General features: G+C 39.1%; 14 protein-coding genes and 15 tRNA genes. 3 read left to right on the top strand and 26 right to left on the bottom strand.

What is annotated here, in order from left to right; all coding sequences use genetic code 11:
* Together V7124_RS16785 and V7124_RS16780 are read left to right on the top strand one after the other, a co-directional pair.
* Nucleotides 1-1,027: metal ABC transporter solute-binding protein, Zn/Mn family (locus V7124_RS16785; RefSeq protein ID WP_335491215.1), on the top strand; the 1,027-nt coding region annotated here is incomplete at its 5' end.
* Nucleotides 1,028-1,117: 90 nt separating this feature from the next.
* A complete protein-coding gene (locus V7124_RS16780; protein ID WP_335491211.1) occupies nucleotides 1,118-1,276 on the top strand; it encodes a DUF1540 domain-containing protein in 159 nt (52 codons plus the stop codon).
* 31 nt (nucleotides 1,277-1,307) lie between these two features.
* On the opposite strand, the gene menC is transcribed toward V7124_RS16780, so the two are convergent.
* From menC to V7124_RS16750, 6 genes are all read right to left on the bottom strand, one after another.
* Complete coding sequence (gene menC, locus V7124_RS16775; protein WP_420490557.1) at nucleotides 1,308-2,423, bottom strand: o-succinylbenzoate synthase; 1,116 nt, start codon at nucleotides 2,421-2,423, stop codon at nucleotides 1,308-1,310.
* Nucleotides 2,420-3,904 (bottom strand): o-succinylbenzoate--CoA ligase, encoded by a 1,485-nt coding sequence (locus V7124_RS16770; protein WP_335491208.1) that lies wholly within the window; start codon nucleotides 3,902-3,904, stop codon nucleotides 2,420-2,422. Before V7124_RS16770 ends, menC begins: the two co-directional genes overlap by 4 nt.
* Before the next feature lie 77 nt (nucleotides 3,905-3,981).
* A complete protein-coding gene (gene menB, locus V7124_RS16765; protein ID WP_335416954.1) occupies nucleotides 3,982-4,800 on the bottom strand; it encodes a 1,4-dihydroxy-2-naphthoyl-CoA synthase in 819 nt (272 codons plus the stop codon).
* 14 nt (nucleotides 4,801-4,814) lie between these two features.
* Nucleotides 4,815-5,633, bottom strand: coding sequence for a 2-succinyl-6-hydroxy-2,4-cyclohexadiene-1-carboxylate synthase (gene menH, locus V7124_RS16760; RefSeq protein ID WP_335491204.1), 819 nt, complete (start codon nucleotides 5,631-5,633; stop codon nucleotides 4,815-4,817).
* Complete coding sequence (gene menD / locus V7124_RS16755) at nucleotides 5,633-7,381, bottom strand: 2-succinyl-5-enolpyruvyl-6-hydroxy-3-cyclohexene-1-carboxylic-acid synthase (RefSeq protein ID WP_335491202.1); 1,749 nt, start codon at nucleotides 7,379-7,381, stop codon at nucleotides 5,633-5,635. Before menD ends, menH begins: the two co-directional genes overlap by 1 nt.
* Before the next feature lies 1 nt (nucleotide 7,382).
* Nucleotides 7,383-8,783: an isochorismate synthase gene (locus tag V7124_RS16750; protein WP_335491199.1), complete on the bottom strand. Its 1,401-nt coding sequence runs from the start codon at nucleotides 8,781-8,783 to the stop codon at nucleotides 7,383-7,385.
* Nucleotides 8,784-9,136: 353 nt separating this feature from the next.
* On the opposite strand from V7124_RS16750, the gene V7124_RS16745 reads away from it, so the two are divergent.
* Nucleotides 9,137-10,075, top strand: a complete 939-nt coding sequence (locus V7124_RS16745; protein WP_335416947.1) for a 1,4-dihydroxy-2-naphthoate polyprenyltransferase — start codon at nucleotides 9,137-9,139, stop codon at nucleotides 10,073-10,075.
* Nucleotides 10,076-10,294: 219 nt separating this feature from the next.
* Here V7124_RS16745 and V7124_RS16740 read toward each other — a convergent pair whose 3' ends face one another.
* From V7124_RS16740 to V7124_RS16645, 20 genes are all read right to left on the bottom strand, one after another.
* Nucleotides 10,295-12,688, bottom strand: a complete 2,394-nt coding sequence (locus V7124_RS16740) for a glycogen/starch/alpha-glucan phosphorylase (protein WP_335491194.1) — start codon at nucleotides 12,686-12,688, stop codon at nucleotides 10,295-10,297.
* Nucleotides 12,678-14,126, bottom strand: a complete 1,449-nt coding sequence (gene glgA, locus V7124_RS16735) for a glycogen synthase GlgA (protein WP_335491191.1) — start codon at nucleotides 14,124-14,126, stop codon at nucleotides 12,678-12,680. The genes V7124_RS16740 and glgA overlap by 11 nt, the downstream gene beginning before the upstream one ends.
* Nucleotides 14,123-15,169: a sugar phosphate nucleotidyltransferase gene (locus tag V7124_RS16730; protein ID WP_335491189.1), complete on the bottom strand. Its 1,047-nt coding sequence runs from the start codon at nucleotides 15,167-15,169 to the stop codon at nucleotides 14,123-14,125. The genes glgA and V7124_RS16730 overlap by 4 nt, the downstream gene beginning before the upstream one ends.
* Before the next feature lie 3 nt (nucleotides 15,170-15,172).
* A complete protein-coding gene (locus tag V7124_RS16725; protein WP_335491186.1) occupies nucleotides 15,173-16,318 on the bottom strand; it encodes a glucose-1-phosphate adenylyltransferase in 1,146 nt (381 codons plus the stop codon).
* Nucleotides 16,260-18,206, bottom strand: coding sequence for a 1,4-alpha-glucan branching protein GlgB (gene glgB, locus V7124_RS16720; protein ID WP_335416937.1), 1,947 nt, complete (start codon nucleotides 18,204-18,206; stop codon nucleotides 16,260-16,262). The genes V7124_RS16725 and glgB overlap by 59 nt, the downstream gene beginning before the upstream one ends.
* Before the next feature lie 553 nt (nucleotides 18,207-18,759).
* Nucleotides 18,760-18,831, bottom strand: a tRNA-Glu gene (locus V7124_RS16715).
* A 9-nt stretch (nucleotides 18,832-18,840) separates the two neighbouring features.
* A tRNA-Ser gene (locus V7124_RS16710) sits at nucleotides 18,841-18,931 on the bottom strand.
* A 9-nt stretch (nucleotides 18,932-18,940) separates the two neighbouring features.
* A tRNA-Asn gene (locus tag V7124_RS16705) sits at nucleotides 18,941-19,015 on the bottom strand.
* Between the two features lie 36 nt (nucleotides 19,016-19,051).
* A tRNA-Ile gene (locus tag V7124_RS16700) sits at nucleotides 19,052-19,128 on the bottom strand.
* A 9-nt stretch (nucleotides 19,129-19,137) separates the two neighbouring features.
* Nucleotides 19,138-19,211, bottom strand: a tRNA-Gly gene (locus tag V7124_RS16695).
* A 13-nt stretch (nucleotides 19,212-19,224) separates the two neighbouring features.
* Nucleotides 19,225-19,300 (bottom strand) — tRNA-His (locus tag V7124_RS16690).
* 36 nt (nucleotides 19,301-19,336) lie between these two features.
* Nucleotides 19,337-19,412, bottom strand: a tRNA-Phe gene (locus V7124_RS16685).
* A gap of 7 nt (nucleotides 19,413-19,419) precedes the next feature.
* A tRNA-Asp gene (locus tag V7124_RS16680) sits at nucleotides 19,420-19,496 on the bottom strand.
* A gap of 3 nt (nucleotides 19,497-19,499) precedes the next feature.
* Nucleotides 19,500-19,573: transfer RNA gene (locus V7124_RS16675), tRNA-Met, on the bottom strand.
* A gap of 164 nt (nucleotides 19,574-19,737) precedes the next feature.
* A tRNA-Ser gene (locus V7124_RS16670) sits at nucleotides 19,738-19,830 on the bottom strand.
* Nucleotides 19,831-19,847: 17 nt separating this feature from the next.
* Nucleotides 19,848-19,924 (bottom strand) — tRNA-Ile (locus V7124_RS16665).
* Nucleotides 19,925-19,955: 31 nt separating this feature from the next.
* Nucleotides 19,956-20,032: transfer RNA gene (locus tag V7124_RS16660), tRNA-Met, on the bottom strand.
* A gap of 38 nt (nucleotides 20,033-20,070) precedes the next feature.
* Nucleotides 20,071-20,146: transfer RNA gene (locus V7124_RS16655), tRNA-Ala, on the bottom strand.
* 24 nt (nucleotides 20,147-20,170) lie between these two features.
* Nucleotides 20,171-20,247: transfer RNA gene (locus V7124_RS16650), tRNA-Pro, on the bottom strand.
* Nucleotides 20,248-20,253: 6 nt separating this feature from the next.
* Nucleotides 20,254-20,330: transfer RNA gene (locus V7124_RS16645), tRNA-Arg, on the bottom strand.

Genomic DNA, 20,330 nt, shown 5'->3' with positions numbered 1-20,330 from the left:
CCGCAGGAGTCGAGCGCCTTTCACTCCAATCAACAGGTTCAAAAATTCCTTTAACACAGCCAACATTAAAGGAGCACTTATGAAAAAAATTATTCTTTTTCCAATATTTATTTTACTTGTAAGTTTGGTCTTGACTGCTTGTGGTGACGAAAAGGGTCAAACGCAAAATGAAAATCAAAAAAATCAATTATCCATCTATACAACAGTATTCCCTCTTCAATATTTTACAGAACGGATTGGGGATAAATTTGTTCGTGTAAACACAGTTTATCCACCTGGTGCGGATGAGCATACATTTGAACCATCCCAAAAGGATATGATCAAGCTAGCTGACTCAGACTTATTTTTCTACATTGGATTGGGCTTAGAAGGTTTTGTTGAAAAGGCAAAGGAATCATTAAAAAATGAAAAGGTCACACTGATTCCAACTGCAGAAAACCTTATTTTAAATCCTGTTGAAGATCATGATAATGATGCAGACCATGAGGATGATGGACATGGAGATTTTAATCCACATGTCTGGCTTGATCCTATTTATTCTAAAGAAATGGCTGCAGTTATTAGAGATTCCTTAGTTGAAAAAATGCCAGAAAACAAAGAGGCCTTTGATCAAAATTATCAACAACTCGCTAAAGAATTAGATGAATTAGATTTTAAATTTGAGAGCATGGTGCAAACTGCCAAAAATAAAAATATCCTTGTCACCCACGCAGCCTTTAGCTATTGGGAACAAAGATATGGCATTAAAGAAAATAGTATATCCGGCCTCTCCACTACCAACGAACCAACGCAGAGGGACCTTGAAAAAATTATCTCACTGGCCGATAAAGAGGGAATCCAATATATCCTTTTTGAACAAAATGTTCAATCCAAATTAGCAGAGATTGTCCAGAAGGAAATTGGAGCACGGGCTTTACCGCTCCATAATTTAGGCATCCTAACGAAGGAAAATATTAAGGATAAAGAAACATACTTTACACTTATGAACCAGAACTTAGAAACACTAAAGACAGCACTAAACGATTAAGCGATGATTACCTGTTATTGACAGGGATGATAGCAGGGAAAATATCAAATGCTATTTCTGTATTACGAATTACATTAAGGAGTGATACGAATGGCACAGGATGTATTATGCGAAGTTAATAACTGCTCATATTGGGCCAAGGGAAATAAATGCAGCGCTGAAAGTATATATGTTGTCAGCCATACAGGAAAAACCGCTGATAATACCCAAGAAACCGATTGTAAAACGTTCGAACCTTCAGATATATAGAAGACAATAAACCAGACATTTTTTGTCTGGTTTATTTATTTTCAAATTTAAATGTTTTTTCTACCTGTGTTAGTTCTCGTATCCTCTTTTCATTGATCCCAAACCCAATCCCTGGTGAGGCAGGGACAGATACATATCCTTTTTCCACGGTTACTTCGGGAGAAATGATATCTTCCTCCCAAAATCGATTTGAAGCAGAGATATCACCTGGAATCGTGAAGCCTGGCAGCGACGCAAGAGCAATATTATGTGCTCGGGATACTCCGAATTCAATCATTCCCCCACACCAAACATCGATCCCCTTATCTAGGCAATAATCATGAATTCTTTTAGCTTCATAAAGACCACCCACTCTGCCTGCTTTAATGTTAATGATCTTACAGCTACCAAGTTCAATGGCATTTTTAGCATCCTCTAAGCTTACAATACTTTCGTCTAAACAGATCGACGTTTTTAACCTTTTTTGAAGCAGTGCGTGCTCAATAATATCGTCACTTGCCAGGGGCTGCTCTATCATTAAAAGATTAAAGTCATCGAGTGCTTTTAATCGTTCAACGTCTTTTAAAGTATAAGCAGAATTTGCATCAGCCATAAGCGGAATCTCTGGATAATGACGGAGAATTTCAGCAAGTAAGCGATAATCGTCCCTAGGATTAATTTTGATTTTAAATCTCTGATATCCTTCATCCAGGTACTTCTCGATTTGATTGAGAGAGCTTGAAAGCGAATCAGCCGCAACCACGACACCGGATGCAATTTTCGCTCTTGTTCCACCAATGACAGTTGATAGAGATTTAGCATTCATTTTTGCATACAAATCCCAAATGGCCATCTCTAAACCAGCCTTGGCCATATGATTTCTTCTTATCGACTTAAATAAAATCGATGCTTCCTCTGGATGTTCGATTGAATTCTTCATCAGCATGGGAATTAAAATATCACTTAAAATATGTAAACTCGTCTTGACCGTCTCTTCCGTGTACCATGGAGTGGAAAAGGCTACACCCTCACCAAATCCTGAAACTCCATTCGGATCTGTTACCTCGACAATGATACCTTCGCGTTCTGTTACTGTACCCAGGTGTGTGTGAAAGGGTGATTTTAATGGCATACTTATCACTCTCAGTTTAACGTTTGCTATCTTCAATCGTTATCCCTTCTCTCATTAACCAGTTTACTCAACTTCCTTCGCAGTAATTTGTTAGCCGCGTTCCTTGGTAGCATTTCGGTAAAGAGGAACTTTTTAGGTACTTTGTATTTAGCCAAGTTTTCTAAACAATGTTCTTGAAGCTGTTTCTCAGTAGCTTCTGCACCTTCTTTTAGGACAATAAAGGCAACAGGAACCTGTCCCCATGTGTCATCCTTAAGTCCTGTGACACCTGCCTCTGCAACATCTGGATAGGCTAACAAAACGGATTCAATTTCAGCAGGATAAATATTTTCTCCCCCTGATATAATCAAATCAGAACGCCTGTCAAGGACATACAAAAAGCCTTCTTCATCCAAATAGCCAATATCCCCAGTGTGAAGCCAGCCCTCTGAAAATTTTTCCTTTGTAGTCTCTGGACGATATAAATAACCACCCGTAACATTGGGACCCTTTACGACAATTTCCCCTGCTTCTTTTGCTGGTGCAATTTCCCCATTTTCCAAAACGACCTTAAGCTGCGATGGAAACAATGGCTTCCCTGCTGAACCGATTTTATTCATGCTATACTCAGGTGCTAGAGTAACAATTTGTGAAGAAGTCTCGGTCATGCCATAAGATTGAAAAACGGGTAGTTTTTTAGCTAAACATGCTTCCAAGAGTGGTAAGGGTGCAGGGCCACCTCCTAGGAGAAAGCAGCGGAAATGAACTGGAAGCCGTGAATTCTTAAGCGTATCGACCATTCTAGTCAGCATTGTCCCTACCACTGACATAATGGTCACCTGTTTGGTTTTAATATCGATAATCGCTTTTTCTGCACTAAAGCTTTCATGGAGAATAATTGGCATTCCATATATAACACTACGCATTAAGATGGAGAAACCACTTATATGAAAAAGCGGGACGCTGCAAAGCCAGCGGTCATTTTCCGTGTATCCTAAATTCAATGCGGAACCCGCAGCACTCCACCAATGGTTGCCAAACGTTTGCACCACACCTTTCGGATGCCCTGTCGTACCTGACGTATACATAATCGTACAGACATCACCTAAGTTTATTTCTTCTTGGATAAATGGCCTTTCTAGTGTTGCTGCAAATACCTGTTCTTTCGTAAAAGCAGGTATATCTACTCCGTGTTTAATTTCCTGAAATTCAGTTTCTAACAAAAGTGCAGTAGCTCTCGAGTCGTTCAGCTGCCAGATTAATTCTTTTGTCGTCAAGCGGTTATTTAGGATTACAGCTTTAACGCCAAGCAGCTGCAGGGCAAATAAAATGACTACAGTATCAACATGATTCTTTAATAAAACTCCTACATATTGGTCTTTAAGCACGCCTAACCCCTGCAGCTTTCCAGCAGTGTGATAGGCTTCATCATAAAGTTCCTTAAACGTCATTGTCATTTCATTAAAATATACAGCCGTTCTGTCAGGTGTTAAAAACGCTCTGTTTTTTAGAAAATTAGGCATAGTCTCAAATTGCATTCAGTTTCAACTGCTTTCTTTTCGATATAAAAACAGCCTGATGGAGTCCATCAAGCTGCAATGTATAAACTTTTAGATCAAGGGAAACGTGGGAATTGGCCGAAATCAGGCTTACGCTTTTCTTTAAATGCGTCGCGGCCTTCTTTGGCTTCTTCTGTTGTATAGTAAAGAAGTGTTGCATCACCAGCTAATTGCTGCAGACCTGCTAAGCCATCTGTGTCTGCATTCATTGCAGCCTTTAAGAAACGCAGTGCTGTTGGGCTTTTCTCGAGCATTTCATTACACCACTGGATGGTCTCCTCTTCCACTTTTTCAAGCGGAACAACAGTATTTACTAAGCCCATATCTAGTGCTTCCTGTGCATTGTACTGACGGCAGAGGTACCAAATTTCACGAGCCTTTTTATGTCCAATAATTCTTGCAAGATAGCCTGATCCATAACCTGCATCAAAGCTTCCAACAGTTGGTCCTGTTTGTCCAAAAACAGCATTGTCTGCTGCAATCGTTAAATCACAAACTACGTGGAGGACGTGTCCGCCGCCAATCGCGTATCCCTTTACCATCGCAATGACTGGTTTTGGAATGACACGAATTAAACGTTGAAGATCCAGAACATTTAAACGTGGGATTTGGTCTTCACCCACATAGCCGCCATGTCCGCGAACCTTTTGGTCACCGCCAGAACAAAACGCCTTATCCCCTGCTCCAGTTAACACGATAACTCCAACACTGGAATCATCTCGTGCATAAGCAAAGGCATCAATTAATTCACTAACGGTTCTTGGTGTAAAGGCATTATGTACATGTGGGCGATTGATGGTGATCTTCGCGATTCCGTTATATGTTTCATAAAGAATTTCTTCATATTTACGAGCTGCAATCCATTCTACTGTCAAAACAATCTTCCTCCCTATTTATGTATTAACAAAAAGTCACTTACTATTGTACCAAATTTTTCTTTTTGTTCCACATGAATTGCATGTCCACCTTCATTTATTACAATCCATGAAGCTTTTTTCATTTCCGCTTGCATATTCTCAGCAATTCTACAGAATTTCTCATCTTTTTCTCCTGTAATAAGTAATACCTCACAGCTAAGCTTATCTAATCTGTCCCACCAAGAGGGCTGAGACCCAGTCCCCATCCCTAATAAGCTATTAGATAGACCTCTAGCAATATTTGACAACCTTTGTTCCCGTATCAATTCTTTGAGTCGATTTGGCAGGCTGGCCATTGTTGAAAAAAGCGGAATGGCTTCCCAATAGTCAACAAATGATTTAACTCCATGTTCATTAATAAAGTTTGCTAGTTCCCTATCTTTCATACGGCGAAGCATTCTTTCTTCCTCTGTTTTCAATCCTGGTGAAGCACTGACTAAAATAAGCTTTCGAACTCTCTCTGGATATAACTGAGCAATTGTCAGTGCCAGTCTGCCACCCATTGAGTAGCCGAGGACGTCCATTTGAACAATTTCCATCTGGTCTAAGATCAATATAATGTCTGCAGCAGCGGCTTCCATTTTATAATGAGCTATTTCTTCTGGTGCATCTGTTTTACCATGTCCGATAATGTCCGGGATGATTAATCTGGAATGCTTGCCCCAAACGGAACAAAAAGATGTCCAGGTGGATGAGTCTCCTGTAAATCCATGTAATAACAGCATAGGAAATTGGTCGCGACTACCGCAGTCTTCGACATGAAAACTTAGACCGTTACTATTTACCTTCATTAATGAGTACCTTTGACATAATTTGATATTTCCTGGGAAACAATACGCCAAAATTCACGGTGTTCTGTCAGGTTGCTCTCTCTGTTGGTTACTACTTCATATACATTCAATCCTTTTACCTCGGCAGAAGGGTTCATTAGTTCACTTAAATGTTCCCAGTCTTTTACCTTAGTAAAGTTCCCGTTGAACATCCGAACAGCATGTTCAAATTCTAAGTTTAACGGAGTACCGAATAAAAGTTCAAAATTCTTTGGATGCTCTGATTGTGGTAAAAAGGAAAAAATTCCGCCACCATTATTATTAACAACAATTATTTGGATATCAATACCATATAGTTTTGCTGCTATTAAACCATTTAAATCATGGAAAAAAGTAAGATCACCTAAGACCAAATATAAGGGTTGGGAGTATAATGCTGCACCTAAAGCAGCCGAAACGGTCCCATCGATACCATTTGCACCTCTATTGGCGATTACTTTAATTGATTTTTGATTATTTAGAAAGAAACTATCTAAGTCTCTAATCGGCATACTATTGCCAACAAATAATGTTGCTCCCTCAGGAAGCAGATCAGCTATTTGATAGAATAATCGACCTTCACTTAATTTCTGACTATCTTTTATTAGTGCCATGTTTGCTTTTGTAAGATTATTTACTTCTAGCCATTTTTCAAGGTATTCTGCTGACTCTCTTTTTTCTGTAAGAGCTAGCAACCGCTCACAAAAAATCGATTCATTACAGTAAATCATTTCGGTTGATAATGAAGCTGGATCACGCCATCCACCAGCACCATCAATGACTAATTGGTCTGCCTGATGATTTTCTTTTAAGAAAATGGTTAACGCCTTTGATACTGGCATAGCCCCAAACCGCACAATAACATCAGGTTTTAAATATACCTTAGCGTCTTCATTCCGTAAGAATGTATCATATGCCTCCACAATATTTTCAAGCGAATGCTTTCCACTTCGGAGTTGTGATAATGGATCGGCCAAGATTGGGAACCTTAATGCGGCAGATAAATCTGTGACAGCCTGAGCAAATTGTTCGTCACCAATATTTCCACAAACAATTATTCCGTTTTTATAGCTATTTAGTTTTAGTGAAATTTTTTTGAATTCATCCTCATCAATCGTCAATTCTCCATTACGGACATGAACATATCCTTTAGGCCGCTCTTCTAATTGGAAGGTTTCTCCATCTAATTTTGGAATTAGCGGTTCTCGGAATGGAAAATTTAAATGGACTGGACCAGCAGGTGCGGCCGTGGCAATTGCTGCTGCACGTGCACTAACAGTCCTGGCATAACGGATTACATCTTTGCTATTATCAGGCAAAGCCATGTCTGCAAACCATTTTACATGGTGTCCATATAAATGGATTTGGTCGATTGCCTGTGGTGCGCCTACATCTCTAAGCTCATGCGGTCTGTCTGCCGTTAGAACGAGCAATGGAACACGAGAATAACGGGCTTCAACAATTGCTGGAAAGTAGTTAGCAGCCGCTGTTCCAGATGTACATAAAATCGCAACAGGTTTGTTAGTAGCTTTAGCGATTCCCAATGCAAAAAATGCTGCTGAACGTTCATCCACGTGAATATGAATGTTCACATCTGGATGTTCAGCCATCACCATTGCCATAGGGGTTGACCTGGACCCCGGACTAACGACAACGTCTGTTATCCCTGTTTGTACTAACTCTGCCACAAAGGCGACTAAATAGGCTGTTAATGTAGCTTGATGACTCATATTAATTCCCTCCAAGGGCACGTAGCATTGGTCTAAATTTTAAACTAGTTTCCAAATATTCACTTTCAGAGTCCGAGTCGGCAACAACACCACATCCTGCAAATAATGATGCTTCATTTCCTTGGATGAGTCCGGACCGTATCGAAACGGAGAACTCACCGTTTCCTCGATAATCTACCCATCCAAGTGGTGCCGCATAAAAACCACGGTCTAATTCCTCTACTTGTCTAATCTTTTCAACAGCTTCTTGTTTTGGCAGCCCTCCAAGGGCAGGGGTTGGATGAAGCCTCTCAACTAATAAAAGCAAGGATGCATCCTTTTGGCATTTACCAATTACTGGTGTATACAAATGTTGAATATCCCTAATTTTCATTAATTGCGGTTTATCCGGTAAGATAATTTCTTCACATGATTCTTCTAAGGCTGCTTTAATCATTTCAACCACATATCCATGCTCAATCAGGTTTTTCTGATCATTTAGTAATGTCTGCCCCAAACTCTCATCCTCAACTACCGTTTTTCCGCGGCGAATAGACCCTGCAAGGCAGGTTGAGAACACACTGTTTCCTTGTTTTTTTACAAGCCTTTCTGGGGTTGCTCCAATAAAACAATCACCATTAGATTCAAAAACAAAGATAAAGCTATCTCGCTGTTGATGGTACAGATTTTCAAGAATAGCCTCTGAATTAATTTTCTCATCAAAGACAAGTCTAAGCTCTCTGGCAAGAACAACCTTTTTTAATGATCCAGTTTTCAATTCCTCTGCCACTTCATCAACGCTCTGCTTCCACTGTATAGGTGCAATTTCCTTCGTGTGAAGAAGCTTTCCTGTGTTACAATCTAAATCTTGTTCGAGCGAAGTGAGTAACTGTGCTCGCTCACTGATGACTTTTTCAAAAAGTGTAACATCATCATTCGGAGTACAAACAATATTGGTAGTTAAAAATGTTTGACCTTTAACAATGGTTAACATATATTTTGGAATATGGAATAAAGAATCAGCGTATTTTGACCAAAGTGGTGTTTTTGCTTTAAGCGGATCGAAAGAAAACCCCCCAAACATTACGGGACCCAGGCCATTTTCCTGATATGGGTTAAAGATAAGACTATCCTTTAAAAATTTATTCCACTCTTCTTCCACATGAAAAAAGCGGTCAGTAGCCTGATCCGACTGAATTTGATTTGATATGCCAAGACCAATAAGCACTGCCTCTTCCGAAGGATCTTTCCAATAGAAACGTTCCCCAAAATAGCGCTCTCTTCCTCTATTGAAAAAGCACAATGGGTCAATCGTGTCCATATTATGAACTTCACTAATTAAAATTGGCCTGCCGAGTTTTTTAGCTGTATGAACTGCCAAAAGACCCCTTTCTTTTAATTCTGTTTCCTGAATGGTAACCAAAAAAAATCCCTCCAAAACAGTCGACTGACTGTTATCCATTCATTTTATTGCCTATTATAAGATACCACTTTCATTGTAAAGAAGTCAGTATAACTTGTCACTACCTATCCTCTTCAATACTATATTATAACGTAAAACATACCGAGCAGGGTTTTATTTTTATTTCTATTCGTTTAATTCATTTTTCCTCCAAATTCTCATTAATAATCAGACAGGAATTATCTGCTATATTACCTAATAAAAAATATTTGACCCTTGTTGTCGGATTTCATATACTAAGGGTTGGAATGTCTCAAAACAATAGTCCAATATAACTATAGATAGAGAAAATATTATAAAAGGGAGAGAAGAGAATGCAGCCAAATTTACAGCATACTTCAAAGCAGGCTGTCGAATCGAATCGTGGTGTTCAAGTATGGTGGCAAATGACCCGTCCCCATACATTAACAGCGGCATTTGTGCCAGTATTGCTGGGTACAGTTCTTTCACTTGAACATGGAGAAATACACTTTGGACTTTTCTTCACCATGTTACTTGCAAGTTTATTAATACAAGCAGCCACTAATATGTTTAATGAGTATTATGATTTTAAACGCGGGCTGGATAATGAACATTCAATTGGAATCGGCGGTACCATTGTCCGCGACGGAATTAAGCCAAAAACCGTCATGCAAATCGCTCTAAGCTTTTATGGGATTGCTTTACTGCTTGGGGTATATATTTGTATGAGTACTAGCTGGTGGCTGGCAGTTCTTGGACTAGTGTGTATGGCAGTTGGTTATTTATACACAGGAGGACCTTATCCGATTGCATACACTCCATTTGGAGAGATTTTTGCAGGGTTCTTTATGGGAATGTTAATCATTTTAATTTCATTCTTTATTCAAACTGGTATGGTAACGACTACTAGCGTCCTCATTTCAATTCCTATTTTAGTTCTTGTTGGTGCGATTAATTTTTCCAATAATATTAGGGATTTAGATGGAGATAAAGAAAGTGGCCGAAGAACTTTAGCTATTCTTATTGGTAAAAAGAGGGCCGTTACGCTGATGGCTTACATGTTTGGGTTCTCATTCCTTTGGGTATTAAGTTTAATTATCACAGCGGTCGCTCCTATATGGACAGCCATCGTGCTCCTAAGCATTCCTAAAGCGATGAAAGCAATTAAAGGCTTTAAAGCAGGAATTTCACCAATTCAAATGGCACCCGCTATGAAAGCTACGGCGCAAACCAATACAATTTTTGGATTCCTACTGGCTATTGGTATTTTTATCGGGCATTTTGTTTCGTAAATAGCTAAGGCTTCTGCATGTATGCAGAAGCCTTTTTTAAAAGATAAAAGTATAAGTTTTTAAACTTAGTTTACTGTCCAGCTCTAGTGCCCTAGCGGCTAGTGTCCTTCACTCTCCGCCCTACGATAAGTCAACATCGAATCGCCTTCGTGTTTCCTTTATCTCAGTTGCAGCGCTCCAGGCCATACGCCGCTGACCAGGGCACTTCCGCATTTCTTATTATACTGGTTTAATACCCCAAATTTGATCTGCATATTCTTTTATTGTCCGATCACTCGAGAAATAACCTGCATGTGCGATATTAATTAGACATTTTTTTTGCCAGACATGCTGATTTCTAAAGGTTTCTCCAATTGACTTTTGCGTATCAGCATAAGCGGCAAAATCCTTTAGAACAAAGTACTGGTCATTTTCCTCAAGCAAAGAATCAAAGATAGGTTCAAATTCGTTATAAACACCCGGAAAAAATCCATTTATCAACTGATCAACAGCCTGGCGGATTCGGCTGTCATGGTGATAATATTCAATCGATTGATAACCTCCATGCTGATAATAATGCAGGACTTCATCTGCAGAAAGACCAAAAGTATAAATATTTTCATCCCCGACTAATTCATGAATTTCAATATTCGCACCATCCATGGTTCCAACTGTCAGAGCCCCATTAATCATAAATTTCATGTTACCTGTACCAGAGGCTTCTTTGCTTGCTGTTGATATCTGTTCACTTAAGTCAGCAGCTGGAAAAACTTTTTCCGCTAGTGATACTCGATAGTTCTCGAGGAATACAACTTTCATTTTATCCCCAATAAAGGGATCATGATTAACTTTCTCTGCAACTGTATTAATTAGTTTAATAATTTTCTTCGCATAATAATATCCTGGAGACGCCTTTGCCCCAAAAATGAATACTCTTGGTACCATCGAAAAACTAGAATCCTCTTTAATTCGATTATAAAGATACATGATATGTAATACCTTTAACAGCTGTCTTTTATAGGCATGCAGACGCTTTACATGGACATCAAATATAGCAGAAGAATCCACAACAATCCCGTTTTTACTTTGGATTACTTCAGCTAGCCGCTGCTTGTTATCCGTTTTAATTCTCAATAGCTGTTCCATGAAGGATGAATCATCTTGATATTTTAATAATTGAATTAAGTCAGTAGGTGAGTGTGTCCAAGATGAGCCAATGGAATCGGTAATGAAAGATGATAAATCCGGATTCGCTTTCAAGAGCCAGCGGCGGTGGGCGATTCCATTTGTTTTATTATTGAATTTTTCTGGAAACAATTGATAAAATTCTTTCATTTCGCGTTTCTTTAAAATCTCTGTATGGAGCTTGGCCACACCATTTACGCTAAAACTTCCTACTATTGCTAAAGGAGCCATTTTTACATATCCGTCAGCAATGATTGCTAGGCCGGCAATTTTATCCCAATCTCCTGGGTATTGTTCCCATAACTCTCCGCAAAACCGTTTATTGATTTCTTCAACAATCATGTAGATACGTGGCAAAAGAGGCTGAAAAATCCGGACCGGCCACTTTTCCAATGCCTCGGATAATGTCGTATGATTTGTATAGGAAATGGTATGCCTTGTAATATACCAGGCTTGATCCCAATCCAATCCTTCCTCATCAATAAGTATTCTCATTAATTCCGGAATGGCCAAAACTGGGTGGGTATCATTTATATGAATACATACATGCTGATGGAATTCCTTTAAACTACTATATTGTTTTCGATACGTTTTGATGATGGACTGTATACTCGCTGAAACTAAAAAATATTGCTGCTTGAGTCTTAGAATTTTCCCTTCATCATGCGTATCATCTGGATAGAGAAATTCTGAAACAGATTCAGTTGCTCGTTTGTATTGCAATATGTCCTGATGGACAGGGAATTGTGAAGGTTCTGCATTCCATAATCTTAATGTATTCACTGTTTCTGAATTAAAGCCGATCACTGGCATATCATGTGGAACAGCTGTGACCGTTTCCGCATTCAAATGCTGAAATACCAGCTGGCCATTTTCTGTTTTCCCTTCAACCTTACCCCAAAAAGGGATTTTAACGGCCAAATCGGCTTTCCGTACTTCCCAGACATTGCCACTCCTGAGCCATTGCTCCGGTAGTTCAACTTGATATCCATCTACTATTTTCTGCTCAAATAAACCATGCTTATAACGAATCCCATGACCGTGTCCTGGAAGATTGAGCGAGGCAAGGGAGTCAAGAAAACAAGCAGCTAGTCTACCTAATCCACCATTTCCTAAGCCTGCATCACTTTCTAATTCCTCAAGATGACTTAAGTCGATACCAAGGTCGCGGAGTCCCGCTTGTACTGTTTCTTCAATACCTAAATTAATTAAGTTTTGCCTTAACAATTTTCCTAACAAATATTCAATTGATAAATAATAGACTTGTTTACCCTTTGCTGCAAGGTATCGTTCATTCGTTTTTATCCAATCCAAACTTACAAATTCTCGAATCATAATCCCAAGTGTCTGGTAATGGTCTCTCGATGCACTTTCTGAGAAGCTCTTGCCGCAGACCATATTCAATTTTTTCAGAAAGGTATTCTTAAACTCGGTTGTATTAGAAAACATGGGTTTCACTCCTCGAGATCAGCCCTGCATATAGCTGATTATACTTAAATGCAGATTGTGCCCAGCTGTTATCTTTTTCCATCGCATTTTGAACAATTGTTTCCCATGCGGGATCGTGATAAAAGCTTAATGCCCTTCTAATGGTATACAGCATGTCATGGGCATTAAAATTTTTAAAAGAAAAACCATTTCCTGCATTTGTCAGTTCGTTCCAGGATTCTACCGTATCATTTAAACCGCCCGTTTCGCGTACAATTGGAACCGCACCATACCTCATAGCAATTAGCTGCCCAAGTCCGCATGGTTCAAATAAGGACGGCATTAAAAATAAGTCAGCCGCTGCATAGAGCTTATGCGCCATTCCCTCGCTAAAACCAATGTGAACCTTTAATTTATCTGGATAGGTGTTTGCAGCCTGACGCAAATATTCTTCATATCTATAATCTCCTGTACCGAGGACGACCATTTGAATATCTTCATGAAGTATGTCTTTTAACACACATTTTACAAGATCTAACCCCTTTTGTTTTGTTAACCGAGTAATCATGACCATTAATGGTTTATTTGGATCTTGCGGTAATCCAAAGTATTCTTGAACTTTGCTTTTGTTGATTGCTTTATTTTCAAGTTCATTTGTTGTGTACTTTTTATAGATTAAAGGATCATAGGCAGGATTATAAAACTTATCATCGATACCATTTAAGATTCCAACGAGATCTTCTTCTCTCGTTTTCAAAAGACCATCTAACTTTTCTCCATATGCAGGTGTTTGAATCTCAAGTTTATAGGTTGGACTTACCGTTGTAATTTCATCTGCTGCAACAAGAGCACCCTTCATAAAGTTAATACAGCCAAAAAACTCTAAATGTTCAGGTTGAACCGATCCCCAATCTAATCCCAGTAAATCTCCTAGCGTTTCTCTTGGAAAAATACCCTGAAATTGCAGATTATGAATCGTAAAAACAGTTCGGATCAGCCCGTAGCCCTTTCGCTTGTAATATTCCATTCTTAATAAAAATGGAATCATAGCCGTATGCCAATCATGGCAATGAAGTACATCTGGATAAAAATCAAGTTGTGCTAGTGCTTCTAACACAGCCCGATTAAAATAGGCAAATCTTTCACCATCATCGTAATATCCATAAAAGCCATCCCGTTTAAAATAATATTCATTATCCACAAAGTAATAAGTTACTCCTTGATAGCAGAGTTCCTCAATCCCACAATATTGATTTCTCCAGCCAACCGGCACAGTAAATTCTTTAATTTTTTTCATATCCGCTTTAAAGTCATCTGCAATACTCCCATACTTAGGAAGGATCACCCTAACATCCGTACCAAGACTTTTCAGCTCTTTAGGCAGAGAGCCTGCTACATCTGCAAGCCCTCCTGATTTAGCAAATGGACCACATTCTGAAACTGCAAATAATACCTTCACGAATTCATCAACGCTCCCTGTTTTGTACCTTTCCGAACAACAAAAGGATCCTTAGCGGTACCTGTTAAAATGGTACCAGCTTCAATCCTTACATCTTTATCTAAAATTACGGAATCGAGGTAACAATTATCTTCAATCACACACTTTTGCATAATGATGCTATTTTTAATGACTACACCTTTACCAATTTTAACAGCCCTGGATACGATACTATTCTCGACTGTTCCATTAATTAGGCAGCCATTAGCAATCATTGCATTCTGTACAATAGATCCCTTAAAATAACGAGTTGGCGGCTCATCTTTTACCTTAGTCAGGATAGGCTGTTCTTTAATAAACAACTGCTTCCAAACATCTGAATTTAATAAATTTAAACTAGTAGAAAAATAGTTTTGGATAGAATTAATCATTACCGCGTAACCCGAATAATCATATCGGCAAATAGAGTAATGATGTTCAGGGTCTAACACGACATCCCTCATGCATGTATAACCTGTTTCATATCTTGTTTCAATTAATTTAATGAGTAGGGAAGTTTTTACTAAATACATCTCCATAGGAGAACCATCTTCATGGTGGATTTCGGTAATATCACACCCAGAGTCAATATGACTGTCTAACAATGGTTTGAAATTCATATTAAAAATCGTATAACAATTTGTAATAATTGAATACTCTTGGGAACTGCGATAAAAGAAATCTAGATTCGCAGCAAAATTTTCAAATGATCCAATTTTATTTATATTCGTATCAACAACAGGAGTAGGAAAAAAGAATAGGCCATCGCGTTTGCGATTAAGATCCCAATTCTTACCCGAGCCAAGATGATCCATTAAGGAACGATAGGTCATTTTAGGGAAGATGGCTACACTCCTAATTCCTGAATTTACCATATTAGAAAGAACAAAATCTATAATTCGATAACGTCCCGCGAAAGGCAGGGCAGCAAGTGAACGGTGTGTTAAAAGTTCCTCTAAATCATCATGGTACGTGGTTGCGTCAATAACACCTAATAACTCTCTTTTCAATACTAGTCCCTCCATTTATTAAAAAGCAGGATATAAACCACTTAACATTTCTTCCGTAACAAGGATAATTTCATCATCGCATGAACAAATAACAGTTCCATCTGGAATGATCGTGTCACTTGGAACGATTGCTTTTTCAATCCTAACGTTTTCTCCTATTACTGCGTCAGGCATTATCACAGATTCCTTTATTATTGAACCTCTACCGACACTAACCCCTTGAAATAGAACTGAATTATCAATTTCCCCTTCTATCGTACAGCCCTCGTTAATTAACGATTCCTTAACAACGGCTCCTGGAGAGATATATTGAGGTGGTTGATTTGGATTAACAGAATAGATTCTCCAATTATGATCAAACAAATCTAAATCACATTCATCATTTAAAAGATCCATATTGGCTTCCCAAAGACTTTTAACCGTTCCTACATCTTTCCAATAGCCTTTAAAAGGATAGGCAAACAACTTTTTATTTTCCTCTAACATCATTGGAATGATATCTTTGCCAAAATCATGTGAGGATTTTGAATTTCTAGCATCCATCTCTAAATATTCTTTTAGAATTTTCCAGTTAAAAATATAAATTCCCATCGATGCTAAATTATTTTTTGGCTCTGCCGGCTTTTCCTCAAATTCTGTTATTCTCAAATCCTCGTTTGTATTCATTATCCCAAAACGGCTCGCTTCCGCCCATGGAACTTCGATTAAAGAAATCGTCGCATCCGCTCTCTTTTCAATGTGATATTCCAACATGCTCTCATAGTTCATTTTGTAAATATGATCACCTGATAAAATTAGCACATATTCAGGCTGATATTGCTTCAAATAATTAAGGTTTTGAAAAATGGCACTTGCAGTCCCCGTATACCATTTAACTTCTGAAGTCTCTGCATATGGGGGTAAAACGGTTACCCCTCCATCCTTACGATCAAGGTCCCATGCACTGCCAATACCGATATACGAATTTAAAACCATTGGCTGATACTGTGTTAACACACCCACAGTATCAATACCGGAATTTGCACAATTACTTAATGTAAAATCTATTATTCTGTACTTTCCACCAAAAGGTACAGCAGGTTTCGCTAAATCTTTCGTAAGCGAGTTAAGTCTGCTTCCTTTCCCTCCTGCCAATAGCATGGCTACGCACTGTTTCTTTCCCATTTCCTTTTCTCTCCTTTCGTTTTTTCACTGGTCTAATGATCTGAAACCCAAAAGGCGGTATCGTCACATTAACGGAATAAGGTTTTCCATGAAACGGCTCTTCTAAAGCAGTAAATGTTTTTTTATTAATAAATCCAGCTCCGCCAAAGTCTTGATGGTCACTATTAAAGATTTCACGAAACTCAGCTTGAGCTGGAACGCCAATTTTAAATTCAGGATAATGTACTCCTGTAAAGTTGCAGATAATTACTAGATAATCATTTTCCTTTTTACCTTTTCTAATAAAAGAAAATACGGATTGGCTAACATTATTACAGTCAATCCATTCAAAACCATCATGCATATGATCTAGTTCATAAAGAGCTTTTGATCGTTTGTATATCTTTGTTAACTGCTTAACATACATATTTATATTTTGGTGCATTTCGTAATCTAATAAGTTCCAATCTAACTGTTCTTTATCTTTCCATTCTGAAAACTGTCCTATCTCAAAACCCATAAATAAAAGATTCTTACCTGGATGTGCAAACATGTACCCAAGAAGTAATCGTAATTGGGCGAACTTTTCCCAGTAATCTCCCGGCATTTTGTCTAACAGTGATTTTTTGCCATGGACGACCTCATCATGTGAAAATGGAAGCATAAAATTTTCAGAAAAGGCATACCAGAGCGAAAAAGTTACTTTAGAATGAGCGTTAGACCGAGAATATGGCGGAGTTTCCATGTATTCTAACATGTCATTCATCCATCCCATATTCCATTTATAATCGAATCCTAGTCCACCGTAATGGACAGGAGCCGTCACATTTGGGAAATCGGTCGAATCCTCGCCAATCATGACAAAGGTAGGATCATAGTCATGAACTTCAACATTTAATTTTTTTAAAAATTCAATTCCGAATGGATTGAGGCGATTTTCAATTGAGTTTGGCCAATAGATGATATTTGCGACTGCATCCATCCTGATTCCATCTATATGAAAATACTCTATCCAAAATAATGCATTTGAGATTAGAAAGCTTTGAACCTCACCTTTTCCAAGATCAAAATTCGCAGTACCCCATACTCGGTTTTCCCTGTCACTTTCTGTTTGATACGAATAAATATGTGACCCATCAAACCGATATAAACCATGGGAATCTTTACAAAAATGCCCAGGTACCCAATCAAGGATAACGCCGATTCCATTTTGATGACATTGATCTACAAAATACATAAAGTCCTTTGGAGTACCATAACGAGAGGTTGCTGAAAAGTAGCCAGTTCCCTGATATCCCCAAGAACCGTCAAAGGGGTGCTCAATAAGAGGTAATATCTCTATGTGTGTAAAACCATGTTCAATCACATAAGGAATGAGTTCTGAAGCCATTTCCCTATATGTTAATAAATCACCATTGTCATGTTTTTTCCAAGAACCAAAATGAACCTCATAGATTACTTGTGGATCCGATAAGTAACTTCTTTTTTCCTTCCTCTGAATCCAAAGGTTATCCTGCCATTGATAATCTTTCAATGAATAAACGATAGAAGCAGTATTTGGTCTCACTTCTGAGTAAAATGCAAATGGATCTGCTTTTAAGACTTTTTCATTATGTGCTGTAATAATTTCATACTTATAGAGGCATCCATTCAGGTCTTGATTTATGATAAAAATCCATACACCCTCATTGTTTACCCTATGTAACTCGTAGCCTTCTCCATTCCAGCTATTGAAATTGCCAACTAGTCTAACCTCTTTCGCATTAGGTGCCCATACACAAAATCGCGTATATACTTTGTCTGAATCCGTAAGCACATGGGAGCCAAATAACTGATGGCTTTGAAAAAGGTTTCCCTCATGAAATAAATGCAACTGATATTCGGTTGGATATAAAGTATTCACTGCCATTTTTAACCTCATCCTTGTGAAAATGTATTTCAAAGGTTAATTATAAGTGCAAATAACAAATAATCCTTGTAAAACTTTTTTATCTTTTCTGACAATATAATATCTAATTGGTCATTTGTTGATGCGCTTCAACACGTTTCGACAAGAACTAACAAGTTTTCCTTCAGCAAACGACGAGATTATATAAAGATTTTTACTGTTTTTGGGTAAATAATATTATTTATTTCTAAGAAACACCAACTTGAGTTTATTGATAGAATCCTGTAAATGTAAGCGTTATCAGTGTTTTATAAAGTAATGCATGAAAGGATTAAACTATATCGATATAGTTTTTTCAGTTAAGAAACAGCCTTTTTGAATAGACAAGCTGCGGGGTCTAATTTAGAAGAATGGACATCTGCCTTTTGATATAAATTACAAATTTCTTAGAAAATTTCTGAACAATTGGAGGGAATTTGGAAGAAAAATATGATGAGTGGTCACTAGCTGCGATTTGTCCTTATTTTTTAGACAACAAAAAAACTGATGATATAATATCATCAGCCCTTCTGTATGACCCCTACGGGACTCGAACCCGTGTTACCTCCGTGAAAGGGAGGTGTCTTAACCGCTTGACCAAGGGGCCAATATTTTATGGCGGAGAAGGAGGGATTTGAACCCTCGCGCCGGTTACCCGACCTACACCCTTAGCAGGGGCGCCTCTTCAGCCTCTTGAGTACTTCCCCATAAAAAAATGGCTCCGCAGGTAGGACTCGAACCTACGACCGATCGGTTAACAGCCGATAGCTCTACCACTGAGCTACTGCGGAATAATGGAAATTAAATTATTATAGTGTTAAAAAATATGGTGGGCCTAAATGGACTCGAACCATCGACCTCACGCTTATCAGGCGTGCGCTCTAACCAGCTGAGCTATAGGCCCATAAATAAATGGAGCGGGTGATGAGAATCGAACTCACAACATCAGCTTGGAAGGCTGAGGTTTTACCACTAAACTACACCCGCAAAAAATAATAGATGGGGCGACTGATGGGAATCGAACCCACGAATGCCTGAACCACAATCAGGTGCGTTAACCACTTCGCCACAATCGCCATCATAATATATTTAACTAAACTAAAAAAATAAAATGGTGGCTCAGGACGGAATCGAACCGCCGACACAAGGATTTTCAGTCCTTTGCTCTACCGACTGAGCTACTGAGCCAACATAATGGCGGTCTGGACGGGACTCGAACCCGCGACCTCCTGCGTGACAGGCAGGCATTCTAACCAACTGAACTACCAGACCAAATTGCGGGGACAGGATTTGAACCTGCGACCTTCGGGTTATGAGCCCGACGAGCTACCGGACTGCTCCACCCCGCGACAATATAAAGGAAACTTCTTACTCATGCCCTTAGTTTGTAAGGACTGTATCAATCTCAGTAAGCCTATGCAAGCAGCAGCTCGATTGATACAACTCGCAGTTTATTCAGTGAAGGAACGCACGTTGCTCCACCCCGCGACAATATAAAGGAAACTAAATAATATGGAGGAGGAAGAGGGATTCGAACCCCCGCGCGGTTTGACCCGCCTGTCGGTTTTCAAGACCGATCCCTTCAGCCGAACTTGGGTATTCCTCCAAAAAACATAAAATTACTGGTGGACCTTGTAGGACTCGAACCTACGACCGGACGGTTATGAGCCGTCTGCTCTAACCAGCTGAGCTAAAGGTCCTCATTTTGGTTATTTATTTCGCAAAAAACATTGGTAGCGGCGAAGGGAGTCGAACCCCCGACCTTTCGGGTATGAACCGAACGCTCTAGCCAGCTGAGCTACACCGCCAAATATAAAATTATTGTAAATACTTTGCTTCGTAAAATTGGTGGAGCCTAGCGGGATCGAACCGCTGACCTCCTGCGTGCAAAGCAGGCGCTCTCCCAGCTGAGCTAAGGCCCCATTTGAAATTAACGAATGAAAGAATGGTCGGGAAGACAGGATTCGAACCTGCGACCCCTTGGTCCCAAACCAAGTGCTCTACCAAGCTGAGCTACTTCCCGTATATATGGTGCGCCCGGCGGGAGTCGAACCTACAACCTTCTGATTCGTAGTCAGATGCTCTATCCAATTGAGCTACGGGCGC

Origin of the sequence: Neobacillus niacini (assembly GCF_036961885.1) — a bacterium.
Classification (GTDB): Bacteria; Bacillota; Bacilli; order Bacillales; family Cytobacillaceae; genus Neobacillus; species Neobacillus niacini_H.
Note: the sequence above shows the minus strand (reverse complement) of the source record. Positions and strands in the feature narration are given on the sequence as shown.